The organism is Sphingobacterium sp. HJSM2_6 (assembly GCF_049316305.1).
Classification (GTDB): Bacteria; Bacteroidota; Bacteroidia; order Sphingobacteriales; family Sphingobacteriaceae; genus Sphingobacterium.
Window position 1 is genome coordinate 110,021 of the sequence record NZ_JBMOXB010000009.1, and the last position, 14,426, is coordinate 124,446.

The 14,426-nt window shown below is 35.3% G+C and carries 13 protein-coding genes; 4 read left to right on the forward strand and 9 right to left on the reverse strand.

The window, feature by feature from the left end; all coding sequences use genetic code 11:
- Positions 1-20 precede the first annotated feature (20 nt).
- Entirely contained in the window at positions 21-1,388 is a 1,368-nt protein-coding gene (locus tag ACFRAE_RS09835) for a nucleoside permease (RefSeq protein WP_422796979.1), read from the forward strand.
- Positions 1,389-2,022: 634 nt separating this feature from the next.
- Here ACFRAE_RS09835 and ACFRAE_RS09840 read toward each other — a convergent pair.
- A complete protein-coding gene (locus ACFRAE_RS09840; RefSeq protein ID WP_422796980.1) occupies positions 2,023-3,195 on the reverse strand; it encodes a hypothetical protein in 1,173 nt (390 codons plus the stop codon).
- Between the two features lie 71 nt (positions 3,196-3,266).
- Entirely contained in the window at positions 3,267-6,002 is a 2,736-nt protein-coding gene (locus ACFRAE_RS09845) for a TonB-dependent receptor domain-containing protein (RefSeq protein WP_422796981.1), read from the reverse strand.
- Between the two features lie 178 nt (positions 6,003-6,180).
- Between ACFRAE_RS09845 and ACFRAE_RS09850 the strand changes: the two genes are divergently transcribed.
- From ACFRAE_RS09850 to ACFRAE_RS09860, 3 genes are read left to right on the forward strand one after another with little or no spacing between them, the layout of a single operon-like run.
- Positions 6,181-6,828, forward strand: coding sequence for an ABC transporter ATP-binding protein (locus tag ACFRAE_RS09850; protein WP_422796982.1), 648 nt, complete (start codon positions 6,181-6,183; stop codon positions 6,826-6,828).
- Position 6,829: 1 nt separating this feature from the next.
- Positions 6,830-8,239: an ABC transporter permease gene (locus ACFRAE_RS09855; RefSeq protein WP_422796983.1), complete on the forward strand. Its 1,410-nt coding sequence runs from the start codon at positions 6,830-6,832 to the stop codon at positions 8,237-8,239.
- A gap of 1 nt (position 8,240) precedes the next feature.
- On the forward strand, positions 8,241-8,723 hold the full coding sequence (locus ACFRAE_RS09860; protein ID WP_422796984.1) for a hypothetical protein: 483 nt from the start codon (positions 8,241-8,243) through the stop codon (positions 8,721-8,723).
- On the opposite strand, the gene ACFRAE_RS09865 is transcribed toward ACFRAE_RS09860, so the two are convergent.
- The 7 genes from ACFRAE_RS09865 to ACFRAE_RS09895 all read right to left on the reverse strand — a co-directional run bounded on the left by ACFRAE_RS09865 (position 8,720) and on the right by ACFRAE_RS09895 (position 14,425).
- The gene (locus ACFRAE_RS09865) at positions 8,720-9,439 is read right to left on the reverse strand and encodes a 16S rRNA (uracil(1498)-N(3))-methyltransferase (protein WP_422796985.1); all 720 of its coding nucleotides are present in this window, start codon (positions 9,437-9,439) and stop codon (positions 8,720-8,722) included. The genes ACFRAE_RS09860 and ACFRAE_RS09865 overlap by 4 nt on opposite strands.
- A 12-nt stretch (positions 9,440-9,451) precedes the next feature.
- Positions 9,452-10,765 (reverse strand): hemolysin family protein, encoded by a 1,314-nt coding sequence (locus tag ACFRAE_RS09870; RefSeq protein WP_422796986.1) that lies wholly within the window; start codon positions 10,763-10,765, stop codon positions 9,452-9,454.
- Between the two features lie 362 nt (positions 10,766-11,127).
- Positions 11,128-11,670 carry an inorganic diphosphatase gene (locus tag ACFRAE_RS09875; RefSeq protein WP_422796987.1) on the reverse strand — a complete coding sequence of 181 codons (543 nt, stop codon included), beginning with the start codon at positions 11,668-11,670 and terminating at the stop codon, positions 11,128-11,130.
- Between the two features lie 22 nt (positions 11,671-11,692).
- Complete coding sequence (locus ACFRAE_RS09880; protein WP_422796988.1) at positions 11,693-12,337, reverse strand: DedA family protein; 645 nt, start codon at positions 12,335-12,337, stop codon at positions 11,693-11,695.
- Positions 12,338-12,416: 79 nt separating this feature from the next.
- Positions 12,417-12,830: an HIT family protein gene (locus ACFRAE_RS09885; protein ID WP_422796989.1), complete on the reverse strand. Its 414-nt coding sequence runs from the start codon at positions 12,828-12,830 to the stop codon at positions 12,417-12,419.
- Between the two features lie 269 nt (positions 12,831-13,099).
- On the reverse strand, positions 13,100-13,573 hold the full coding sequence (greA, locus tag ACFRAE_RS09890; RefSeq protein WP_422796990.1) for a transcription elongation factor GreA: 474 nt from the start codon (positions 13,571-13,573) through the stop codon (positions 13,100-13,102).
- Positions 13,574-13,717: 144 nt separating this feature from the next.
- Entirely contained in the window at positions 13,718-14,425 is a 708-nt protein-coding gene (locus ACFRAE_RS09895; protein WP_422796991.1) for a response regulator transcription factor, read from the reverse strand.
- Between the last annotated feature and the right edge of the window lies 1 nt (position 14,426).

Here is a 14,426-nt window from a genome sequence, read left to right on the forward strand (position 1 = left end):
TTTGAAAAACTCCATCGAGTATGTCTATTAAACTTCGATTAACCATCATGAACTTCCTGCAATTTTTTGTTTGGGGAGCTTGGTTAATTACCATTGCCAATTATTGGTTTGGTACAAAAAATTGGGATGGCACAGAGTTCGGAGCCATTTTTTCCACCATGGGTATTGCATCCCTATTCATGCCTACCTTGATAGGAATCCTTGCAGATCGATGGATTAATGCGGAAAAGCTATATGTTGCTTTACATTTACTCTATGCTGTTGCCTTAATTTATCTTGCCCAGGTTAGCAATCCGGAAGATTTTTTCCATGTGATTCTGATTGCCATGTGCTGTTACATGCCTACGCTTGCCTTATCCAATTCCATCGCATACACCGCATTAAATCAAGCGAATTACGATTTAATCAAAGCTTTCCCTCCCATTCGTGTGTGGGGAACCATTGGCTTTATTGCAGCGATGTGGATTACCAATTTAACAGGAAGCAAAGCGACAGAAGGGCAATTTTACATTGCCGCTGCTGGATCAATACTGCTAGGAATTTATTCCATATTTAATCTTCCAAAATGCCCACCGCAGCATCATATTAAAGGAAATTCCAGTTTATCACAACTGTTAGGATTGGAAGCTTTTAAGCTTTTTGCCAATTATAAAATGGCTCTTTTCTTTATATTCTCCATGTTTTTAGGTGCCGCGTTGCAATTAACAAACGCTTATGGCGATGTATTTCTGGATGAATTCAAATTTTTCCCGAAATATGTAGATTCTTTTGTGGTCAAGTATTCCACAATCATTATGTCTATTTCACAGATTTCGGAGACCTTATTTATTCTAGCGATCCCGTTTTTCTTGAAAAAGTTTGGCATAAAACAAGTAATGCTTATCGCTATGGTGGCATGGGTATTACGCTTTGGACTTTTTGCCTATGGAAATCCTTCCTCCGGTCTTTGGATGATTGTGCTATCGTGTATCGTGTATGGAATGGCTTTTGACTTCTTTAATATCTCAGGTTCATTATTCGTAGAAACCAATACCAATAACAAAATTAGATCATCTGCTCAAGGTTTATTTATGATGATGACGAATGGATTTGGTGCTATTTTAGGCTCTAGAGTTTCTGGATGGATTATCGATAAATACTACACCCTAAATTTTAAGGATGAAAAATCGCTTGCCGGTTTTTTAGAAACAAATCCAAATAACAGTTCATTCCAAAATTTCATCAGCTCCAAGTCAATTGAGGTCAAGGAAGGTGTATTCAACCAAGTCGTGCAACTGAAGGATTGGCACCATATATGGCTTGCGTTTGCAGCGTATACCTTAGTTGTTGCGATATTATTTGCGATTCTGTTTAGACATAAACACGATCAAGAGTTAGAAAATAAGTAACAGAACACTGCTCCTACCCCAAAAAAAAATTGGTTTTTTAGCCTAGTATTCTTACTAATTTTAAAAGTCTATACCCATTCCTAACAGAAAATGGGGTATAGACTTTTAAGTTTATTGCCAATCCTTCCTTGTTCAATATATCGCATAACCTAAAAAAATTCGTTTTATACCCTATTATATTAATTATGATGGAATCCTAAGTCTCTACGATTCTTGCCTGATTCATAATCAGATTTCTTTCGGATCTTGTTCGTAAAATTGCACGGCAGATCCGACTAATATTGGGTTAAAATCCAAAGAAGATCCGAAGAAGATCCAATTAATATATGGGCTTTCACATTCCCATTTGACCGATGATCCTGCCCGATGGACTTAAAAAAAAGGGTTTTTAACCCTTTTTGAATCTATTTAATAGGTTTTATTTTTTACGGAACCCAACAGTTGTTTTTTGCAAAATGTTTCCTTAAATCCATCCTGACTGGCTTGATTTTTATAGTATAGTTGCACGAGGGCTAGCAACTAGAGGATTAACGAGCTAAACAGCCTATACCTATAGAATAAAAAATAAAAACCCGCCCTTTATTCAAGAGCGGGTTTGGTATATAATTTGGATAATTTACTTATTCGAGTACGATTATTTAAATGTGTAACCAGTCCATCCAAATACAGCAGTATTTGCACCTTTTAAGGCATCATTTTTAGTTACTCCACCTAGACCAGCATCTTTAATTTTTGCTTGGTCTAATTTATTTGCTGGATCAAATGCATAAGTTATTGTCGTGCCAGCAGCAGCAGAACTAATATCATCTGTAAAATCTATCAAATCAACTACTACTTGATTGTTGTTATCAACAATAACTGTTTTAGGACCAAATTTCACAAATGCATTCGTGATGGTTGCTTTTGCACCTCTTCTGATTTTGATGGCATCTACCATAGTTGCTTCAGGAGCATTGTTAATCAATGTTATATCCTTGATTATAGCGTTAGATTGGTTAATATGATTGGCAAATTTACCATCCATATTTCCATCTCCTTCAATACCACGAGGATCTTTGGTTGCATCAAGATAGCCCTCTTCTCTTATCCCATAGACATTGGAGATCGTTCCAGTATATCCTTCTGTAAAATCTACCATGTCATCAGAACAATTGACCACCAAAATATTCGATGCATTTACTGAACCACCGAAAAATTCGATAGCATCATCTGCTGCATAAGAAAAATAAAGATTAGATAACTGCGTTTTGTTACCTACCGCATTTAATGTTAATCCATTATGTTCTTTTGTTTCACTGATACGAGCTCCAGTATATTCAAAACGCACATAGTTTAAAATACCTGAATTATCATCATTTACATCTCCTCCATAACGAATAGTTGTATTAATTTCTGTTCCACTTTCAGCAACTTTCCCAGCTTCACCACTGATTATTCCTTTACCATTGATGATTACTCCACCCCAATCTCCTTCTTTTGGAGTAGCAGAATTAGATGTAAAGACAATTGGTTTATCTGCGGTACCATTCGCGATGATTTTACCACCTCTTTCTACCAACACATAAGTACTTGTACTTCCACCTTCCGCTTTAATAATTGTCCCAGCTGGAATAGTCAAAGTAGCACCATCCGATACTAACAAGGCTCCCGTTAAAACGTATTGGGTACTAGCATCCAATGTCATATTGGTTGTAATCTTTCCTGATAATTCACCCTTTTTATTTTGAATTGGGTTAACATTATCATCAGTACAAGATGCAAAAAGCATAGCTGATACACCTAACATTAAAAATAATTTTGTCTTCATATTCATTTAATTTCTGACACAAAGAAAACGTTAAGTATTTAACCTTGTGTTAATTGTGTGTTAATTATTTATTAAAATTTATAAGATAAACCTAAGCTTAAATCCACTCCTCTACGGTATTGCTCCACAATGATTGGAGCTGCTCCATTACTGAATTTCCTGGAATACTGACGGTATGGATTTAATATATTTTCAGCTTTTAAGTTGATGCCAATCTTCTTTTTGATGGTTCCATTCAGCACAAAATCTAGGGATGGAACACCTTTTTCTACAATGTTTTCAAAACCTCCAACACCAATGGTATAAATACGATCACTGAAATAATTAAATACGACAGTAGGTGTCAAATCAAAATTGTTAAATAGGGCTTTATAACTTAAGTCCGCATTAATTAACCATGGCGATGCACCCTCCAATTGATCTTCCGTGTACGTATACCTTCCAATTGGATCATCTAGTTTTTGCTTGGAATAGAGGTAGGAAACATTTAAACCAGCAGACAATACATTTTCGCCAAAACTGTTGGAAGATTTGAACAAATCTTTCTTCAATTCCACCTCTGCCCCGTATACAGCGGCCATACTTCCAGTATTAGCAAAGGTCATTTGCCCACCAGAACTCAGCGACTGTATCCGTGAAATAGGATTTTTAATATGTTTATAAAATACCGCAAAGGAAACTAACTCTCCCATATTCGGGTACAATTCCCATTTGATATCTCCATTGATAACTTCTGAAGGTATGACCTTGACATTACCCACGGTGGATAGATTCTGTCCAGTATATAACATATTCGCCACTTCAATAAACTGCGGCATAATGTATGATTGACTTCCTGAAGCCCTCAAGATCATCTTATCAGTCAAGTTATATTTTAAATTCAAGCTTGGTAGGATGAAATTTTTCTTGATTAACGAGGGTCCATCGATATTACTAGTTCCTAAATTCGTATCGTACAGTACTTGTTGTTTGATATGCTCATAACGTAATCCTAGAACAGCCACCAAATCTTCATTAAACTGATAAGTTCCAGAAGCTAAAAAACTATGCACATTTTTTGTTCCTGTATAATAAAATGGATTATAAGCTGCTGCCCCTGTTCCTCTTCCTGTTTCTAAGGAGAAGCCCGTACCGAGGTTATGTTGATTAAAAAAATCATCCAGTTTATTTACTTCTACAGAGGATGGTGGAGGGGGCAGGATTTTATGATTGAAAACTGATGAATAAAAGTTTCGCTTAATCATATTTCCTTGATAACCAAAATCAATCTTTCTGTCTAACTCACTTCCATGAGAGAAATCATAATTTAAGATAGCTTTAGCTACTAATCCACGATCTACCATATCGGAATAAAATCGCTCATTTTCCCCAGCAGAGTTGGTCGAAAAACTCAAAACTGAACGTCGCTCCAAAAGGTTGTTCGTCCGACGATCGGGTTCATTTCCTAAACTGTAATTAAATGCCAATCCTAAATCGGTAGTCCATCGTTCATTTAAGGTTAATTTGGATAGCAATTGATTTACGAATAAGTAATTATCATTTACTTGCTGTCTTCTGGTAAATTCACGATCCCCTTCTTCCTCATTAATGCCTTTTCCAAATATTTCAGAATAGTTCTGAACTTGATCGTGTATGAACAAGGAATTATAACTGATGTAATTATTAGCCCAAGCATACCGTAAATTCAGCATCGCCGATTGAGAAACATTATATTCGTTTTGAACAAATTCCTTATCTAAGTATTTACGACCTTCATTATTCGCTTGTTGATATTTACCTTCCGCATAGCGGTATTTACCATCCATACTCCCCACAATAAATAAACTTAAGGGATTATTGCCTATCATAAATCTCCTGGAACCTTGGAATTTTAATCCATTATTTAAAAGGTATTTTTGGCCAGCTGGCGTCCAAGCATTTTGAAAGGAGTAATTTTTTAGGTCATTTACCTGAGGTTTCCATCCACCTAAATTTCCGCCGTACCAATTGGCTCCATCAATTCTTTTAAACCCATCTTTGCCTATTGTTTGGTTATTGCCACCTATACTGGTGCCAATTTGAAAACTATTTGCAGTAGCTTCTTTGGTATAAATATCAATATTTGCTCCAGCAACATCTCCTCCAATCATAGGATTGAACGTTTTATTAACATTGATACTTTGGATTACATCTGAACTAAAGAAGTCTAAGGATATGTTTTTGTACAATGGATCTTCGGATGGTAATGGCAATCCATTTAAGGAAGTAGAATTAAAACGATCTCCTAATCCGCGTACTAACACATTACGAACTCCTTCTTGTCTAGATACACCAGCCATCTTCGTTAATGCTGATCTAGCATCACTGATCCCTTTTCGTGAAAGCTCTTGAGTTCCGATGCTTTCCAACATCAAATTAGATTTTTTACGTTCTTCCAGTAAAGCTAATTCCGTAGCCTTCTCTCTTCTTCGAGTAATGACAACCTCCTCGATAATTGCATTGGCATTTTTTAAAGCGAAGGAAAGGAACTCCGTATCTTGACTGATTAAATTGAATGTTAATTCTTGTGCATCATATCCCATCAAACTTGCACGAACTAAGTAATCTTGGGATTTATCAGCAGGAAGGGAAATGTAAAACTCACCTTTTTCATTGGTCGTGGTAGCGAGCTTGCTGTTTGCAATGCTGATCGTAGCGCCAGCCAGTGGTTTATAAGATTCCAAATCGACTACAGTACCTTTTACACCAAATGGTGCTTGCTGTGCATTCGCTAGAATTACACTTAAAAAGCATAACATCAACGAAACAATTTTCTTTATAGAATTCATACTATGTTAATATATTGTTGCAAAAGTATAATCCATTTGTTACGTAAATATTAATAGTTGATTATCTTAACATGAGCCTAGTGTTAATTATTTGTTAAGACATATTTATTGTTCAAAATGTTACCTCTTGAATTGGGATAAGCCGTCAAATAGTGGTATTTTGCAACAAAGTTTATTTATGAGTGAAATCGTCTTAAATACAGTAGATTTATCATTTTCATACGCCAAAGGGAGGGCATTGACCTTTGAGAATTTGACTATCAATAAAGGAGATCATACACTGATCTTAGGAGACTCGGGATCTGGAAAGACTACCTTTTTAAATTTAATAGCAGGATTTTCGGAACCCAAAACAGGAATTGTAACAATTGGAGAACAAAATATATATGCATTAAAGGAATCAGCATTGGATAAATTTCGTGCGCAACACATGGGTTTCATCTTTCAAGAGGCTCATCTATTGAAAAATTTAACTGTTTTAGAAAATATAAAACTCGCACAGTCCTTAGCTGCTCTTCCGGTTAATGAACAATCCATTCATCAATTACTGGATAAACTTCAATTAGGAAATCTTGGGAACCGATTACCAAGAGAATTAAGTCGTGGACAAATTCAACGTGTTGCCATCGCAAGGGCTTTGATTAATAAACCAACCATCTTGTTGGCAGATGAACCTACGGCGTCACTGGATGATAAAAACACCCAATTGGTTCTGGACTTGTTAAAGGGTCTGGCCTCAGCGCAAGGTAGCACATTGATTATTGCGACGCATGATAAACGCTTGAAAGATGAATTTAATAAGAACTATAATTTAGCTGCTCAATAACATGAATACCGTACAACTCGTTTGGAAAAACATCACCCAACAATGGGGATCAACCTTGTTGAGTATTATTTTGACAGGATTCGGAGTCGCTATCTTATGTAGTATTTACATCACGAGTGATAGTATCGAAAAACAATTAACCAATAACAGTAAGCAAGTAGATTTGGTCGTAGGCGCTAAAGGTAGCCCATTACAACTTATTCTGAGTGCTTTATACCATGTTGATAATCCTACGGGAAATATCCTCTTATCTGAAGCTGAAAAACTGAAAGACAACCCTATGATCGATATGACAGTACCGATCTCTTTGGGAGATAATTTCAAAGGGCACCGCATTGTTGGTACGGATAGCTCTTTTCTTACCATGTATGCGCTAGAAATCCATGAAGGACAGTTTTGGAAAAAGAGCTATGAAATCGTGTTGGGGAGTGAAACCGCTAAAAGAAATAACCTAAAAATAGGAGACCAAGTCTTAGGTGCTCATGGATTGGCTGAAAATGCACATATCCATGATGAACATCCATTTACAGTGGTGGGTATATTAAAACCCTCAGGTTCCATCGTCGATAAATTAATCCTAAGCAATTTGGAAAGTGTATGGGATGTGCATGGTATTGCTCATGATGACCATGAACATGAACACGCTGATGATCATGATCATCAGCATGACACTCCTACACATCCAGAAGAGGATCATCATCATGAAGGTCACAACCATGATCATGAACATGCTGATGAACATGAAAATCCATCGGATTCCCCTAAAAAAGAGGCTACACCAGCTAATGATGCTGAAACAATAGTCGCTGAAAAACCAAGGGATAATAACTTTGTAAAAAGTATTGCAGATGACCTGATTAAAGATAAGGGCCTGGAGATTACGGCCTTATTAGTAAAATACAGAACCCCAGCTGCCATAGGTGTAATCCCTAAACTTATCAATCAATCGACGAGTATGCAAGCCGCTTCGCCTGCTTTGGAATCAGCAAGGTTATTTTCCTTACTCGGTGTTGGTATTGATTCTTTAGAAATATTGGCTTATGTCATTATGATCATTGCAGGTTTGAGTGTTTTCATCAGTTTATACAATGCGTTGAAAGATCGTCAATATGATTTAGCGATCATGAGGGCTATGGGGGCAAGCAAATTTAAACTTTTCAATTTATTGATCGTCGAAGGATTAGTGATCACTTGCATAGGCGGTTTGCTCGGTTTAGTTCTTGGGCATGCAGGTCTTTATTATATCGGTACACAAACAAGTCAGAGTGGCGATTTTATAAATGCATTTAAGGTGTATCCTATGGAATGGTTAATTTTATTAGGGGCATGCTTGATTGGCATAATTGCTTCTATAATACCAGCAATTAAAGCTTATCAGACAACAATATCAACAATCTTAGGTAATAAATAATATGAAGAAAATAATTATAGGATTCCTTTTCCTTTCCCTCACCTGTACCTTTGCACATGCTCAAATTGGAAACTATAACGAGCAACAAGTTCCCGATCACACGCCGATGATGAATGATACTTGGGAGGCTATCGATAAAATGATGTATAAAGTGACGACTCAAGGAAACAAAAAGATCTATACACCCTCTTATCCTCCGGTATTAAAAAAACTGGAAAATACCATCGTAGAATTACCAGGATATATTGTTCCATTGGTGAGTGGACGAAATCACAGTACCTACATGCTTTCTGTACTCCCAATCACCCAATGTCAGTTTTGTGGAACAAATGGAATTCCGCCTATGGTAGAGATTTTCATGAAAAAAGGAAGTGTAAAATATACGGATGAGCCAATAAAAATTAAAGGGAAAATGGTATTTAATCCTGAACCATTGAAAGGGAATTCAGAAATTCAAATCGTTGATGCAGTATTAATCAATTAACGATTTAATAGCGCAATTTCTAAACAGGCATACAATCCTGCTGTTTCAGTCCTTAAGCGGGCCTCTCCCAATGAAATAGGTACAAAGCCCATGGATAGGGCTAATTCAATTTCAGTGGGTGAAAAGTCACCTTCTGGTCCAATAAGGATTAAATATTGTTGATGTTTTTGAAAAACTTCTTGAAGGTATTCTTTTTTGCTTCCTTCTTCACAATGGGCAATTGCTTTTAAGATATTGCTAGATTTAGCGAACTGATTAAGGAAAGTGCTGAAGCTAATCGGATCATTAATCTGTGGGACATAAGCCTTCAAAGATTGTTTGACAGCAGATATAACTACTTTATTTAAACGCTCTACTTTAACGTCTTTTCGCTCTGAATGATCACAAATAATAGGTGTAATTTCTTGAATTCCGATTTCGGTTACTTTCTCCAGAAACCATTCTATTCGATCTATATTTTTTGTCGGAGCTATGGCGATGTGCAGCTGATAATTCGACTTTTGATATTCAGCTTGATAGTTTAAGATCTTTAATTGCGTACGCTTAGGATGCGCATTTATGATTTCCGCGTCGAAAAACCCACCTACACCATCAATCAATTGAACGGTATCTGCAATTTCTAACCTCAACACACGAATAGCATGCTTGCTTTCTTCCTCAGAAAGCTGATATTCCGTTTGGCTTGCTTGGATGTCTGGCGTATAAAATAAATGCACTGGAATACAAGATTAAACTTCTGAGCTATCGTTTGGAGTTTCTATTAAATCCAATTTGACAAACTCTATATTTTGCTGTGTTTTCTTAATAATAGTAAATCGATAACCTAAAACTTCCGTTGAATCACCAACATCAGGAATTTTCTCAAACAAATGGCTAACTAATCCCGCTACGGTATCGTAATCAGAACTCTCAGGCAATTCCAACGGTAAATATCCATTGGCATCATGTACACTGGATCCCGCGTCTACCATGAATTCCGTTTCAGAAATTTGTTCCACAACTGGAGTTTCCTCATCATACTCATCTTGAATCTCCCCTACTAACTCCTCTACAATATCTTCTAAGGTCACCATACCTGCCGTTCCACCAAACTCATCCAACACGAAAGCAATTTGAATACGCTTCTGCTGAAATTCCGTCATTAAATCATTAATTTTTTTGGTTTCAGGAATAAAATAGGGCTTACGCATAATATTACTCAAGACAACTTCTTTTCCTTTAACGATTAATGGTAGAATGTCCTTCGTATGCACTACCCCTACTATTTGATCGATATTATCGCTATAAATCGGGATCCTAGAATAACCTTCTTCGGTTACTGTATTGATAAATTCTTCAGCCGTATCCGTTTGGTTGACCGCCACAATTTTAGTTCGTGGAACCATAATATTTTTGACAATACGTTCATTAAAATCAAAAACATTCTTAATTAATTCATGTTCTGAATTATTTAAAGCACCACTTTCTTTTCCTTTTTCTAATAAATATTGTAATTCCTCTGAGGAATGGTTCGTTTCATGAGAGTTTACGCGAATGCCAATTAATTTTAACAAAGCATTTGCAAAACCATTTAAACACCAAATGATTGGTTTGAAAATATAATAGAAGAATTGCAATGGCAAGGCAATTTTCATCGTAGTAGCCACAGGCTTTTGTATCGCAATTGATTTTGGAGCTAACTCACCAAATACAATATGTAAAAAGGTAATGATACTAAACGCTAAGACATGCCCTAAATTGGTAGCCAATCTACCTGACAATTCAATATTGAAGACACCAAATAGTTCATGCACAATTTTCGTCATTACCGCTTCACCTACCCAACCTAAGGCTAAGGAAGCTAATGTAATACCCAATTGAGTAGCGGCCAAATAGCCATCAAGATGATCTGTTATATTTTTTGCAATTTTTGCGACCTTACTACCAGATTTAGCTTGTAATTCAATCTGCGAGGCTCTGACTTTGACTATAGCAAATTCAGCAGCGACGAAAAAACCATTAGCAAGTACTAGAAAAATGGTCCAAAATATGTCAATTGCCATGTTTTTAGGTTATTATTTTTTATTCTTTGTTATTATTTTAAAGGTAACTTGACTGTATTAATTTGTCAAATATATAAGAGTTATCTCTCCTTCAAGTTTACTTAGTTTACAACCAGTATATGTTATTCGAATCTGAATAATAATTAAAGTTATAAAACAGAATAAACTTTTTTAAGTTTTATTATTAAACCAATAAGATAAAAGAATCCATATAGACCTTAAGCAGGAATGAATTCAGGAATCTATAGTAAATAAAAATTCAAATTTAAATATTCAAAACCCATTTTAGACTATAAGATTAATCCCTATTGCGGTAGAAACTATCAACAATAGGGACTAAAAAGAGTTGTAAAAACTTGAAATTATTTATTTCTTATTTCTGTATTATAAAGTTCTACACTTTCCATAATAACCTTTTGAGCATAATTGCGCCCATAAAGATTTTCAATGGATACATTTTTCCCCTCTAATGCTTTGTAATCTTGAAAAAATCTAACAATTTCTTTCATGGTGTGCGGAGGAAGTTCTGATAAATCATTGATATAATTTACAGACATATCATTTTTTGCAACTGCAATAATTTTATCATCCTGTTCACCTCCATCAATCATGTGCATTACGCCAATGACCTTTGCTTCAATCAAACACATTGGATAAACATCCACTGAACAAAGAACTAAAATGTCCAAAGGATCCTTATCATCACAATACGTTTGAGGAATAAATCCATAATTCGCAGGATACATCACAGAAGAAAATAAGACGCGGTCTAATTTAATTAACCCACTATCTTTATCGATTTCATATTTCGCTTTAGAACCTTTAGGGATTTCTATGATGGCATTTACGGAGTTCGGTAGGTCCTCTCCAGGAGAGACTTGGTGCCAAGGATGTTGTGTACTCATTAATTTTTTACTGTTTGTTTATTTAGTTTTTATTTGTTTTTCTATTCTTCATCCATCTTTTGATTAATGCAAAAATTATAGGAAGAAAAGCAATTACTATTAATCCAATAATTATATATTCAACATAATCAATGATGCCAGGAAATTTAACCCCTAAATAATAACCTGTCAATGTCAATAAGGAAACCCATAAAAAAGCTCCTAAAACATTATAAATGACAAATTTTTTAAAATTTAGTTGAACTACTCCTGCAAATATGGGGGCAAATGTACGAATAATAGGTACAAAACGTCCTATAATCAAGGCTGTTCCTCCATATTTTTGATAAAATTCTTCAGCCATTACGACATATTTACGCTTGAAGAGGAAAGAGTCCTTTCGCTTAAATAGCATTGGGCCTGCCCTATTTCCAAACCAATATCCTGCAAAATTACCGAGTATACCGGAAATTAGAATTCCAAAATATAAGGTGACGATATCGACATCTATTTTATGTAATGCACAAAATAAACCAGCTAGAAACAATAGGTAATCGCCAGGTAGAAAGAAACCAAAAAACAATCCAGTTTCCGCGAAAACAATTAAACAAACAATGTAGAAGCCTCCATGGCTTAAAAGGTATTCCGCATCTAGCAATTGTTGAAAAGACAACAAATATTCTTGCATATTCTTATATAATTTTCCTTAATCGTTTTTAAATAATAACACTCTGTTTGTTCTAAACAAATATTCCCTAAGAAGAGTTTTATTGTGGATTGGTAATTGACGATATAGCATCGCGGATCTGATCAGCAATAACTTCCAATTCTGAAGGTTCTAAATTCAATTTAGCTTTTTCAAAATTCATATCATGCACATGATTGATAGGCAATAAGTGAATATGTGCATGCGCAACTTCTAATCCAACGACAGCAACTCCTACTTTTTTACAAGGATAAGCTTTCTTTATACCTTGTGCTACGATTTTCGCAAAAACCCACATTCCCATATACTCATCATCGTGAATATCAAATATATAATCAGTTTCTTTTTTAGGAATTACTAAAACATGTCCTTCAGTAAGTGGATTAACATCCAAAAATGCTAAATAATCAATACTCTCCGCTACTTTATACGCTGGAATATCTCCAGCAACTATCTTTGAAAAAATTGTAGACATAAACTACTTAAACAATCGTGTGAAACAAAGATAACAAATTTCTCTACATCTGAGACGCATTTTATGAGGTTCATACTTGCTACAACAGTCTCTAAGCAATATTATTGTGCTAATTTAAACTTGCTCGCAAAAACTTATTGAAAACTTTACAATTAAACAATAATTGGGTCAAATTATCAGCGAAACAATGATGCATAAAAAAAGCTCCTTAAAAAGGAGCTTTAAATATCTAAATGCGGTTATGGCTTACCGCACATAACCTAGAAATTTTACCTAGAAACCTCTAATACTTCAAATTCAATTTGACCAGCGGGAACATCTACTGTAGCAACATCACCTACTTTCAAACCTAATAAACCTTGAGCAATAGGTGATTTTACGGAAATTTTCCCTGCTTTCAAGTCTGCTTCAGTTTCTGAAACTAATTGATAGCTCATCGTTGCACCGGTTTTTTTATTTTTAATTTTTACAAAAGATAGTGCTAAAACTTTTGTGGTATCCAAATTGGACTCATCAATTATGCGAGCAGATGCTAATACCTCTTCAAGTTTAGCTATTTTAGCCTCGTGAAGCCCTTGAGCCTCTTTTGCTGCATCATACTCAGCATTCTCAGATAAATCCCCTTTGTCGCGAGCTTCTGCAATAGCTTTAGCTATATTCGATCTTCCTTCAGTTTTTAAATATTGAAGCTCTTCCTTCAGTTTATTCAATCCTTCTTCTGTGTAATACGTTACTTCTGCCATAATATTAACCTTTTACGCTTTACTGTATTTTTTAAATAATTTTTTAATTAACAAAAAAAGACAAGACCACACTATCCAATAAAAGGACAACATGGTCTTGCTCTTCTGACGAAGATAATGAAATAATTCTATAAAAACAAAAAATTAACTGAGATTATCTTCTACCTCATTTATAAATTTATATCCTAATCCTCTTACCGTTTGCAGGTAATAAGGCTTATCCGGATTGGCTTCAATTTTTTTACGCAATCTAACGACATGCATATCCAAAGTACGGGTATTTACGTTCGAGCTATAGCCCCAAACCACCTCCATCAACTCTTCTCGAGTGATGTCTCTACCCTTATTTTGAAGAAAATGAAGTAGTATCCTGTTCTCTAAAATTGTCAGCTCTATTTTCTTGCCATCCCTAATTAACGAATGAACATTAGGATGATGTTCCGTATCTCCGAAATTGTATACTTCATTTTGAGATTTTGGAACAAAAAAACGAACTTTATTTTCGATCATTGCGATCAACACATCCATATTAAATGGTTTGGTGATATAGTCCGTTACTCCAAAACTATAAGCATCTATTTTATCAATATCTTGAGACTTAGCAGTCATCATGATGATAATGTTTTCAAATCCTGCTTTTCTTACGCTTTCACAAACTTCGATTCCTTCTTTACCAGGAAGCATCCAGTCTAATAAAACGATATCTGGTTTCTCTTCTAATATAATACGTTCCGCTTCTATCCCCTCAGCACACTGAATTACTTGAAAGTTTTCTGTTTGAAGTCGATGACTTACTAAAAATCGTAAATTGTCATCGTCTTCTACTACTGCTATTTTAATGTCTTTATTCATA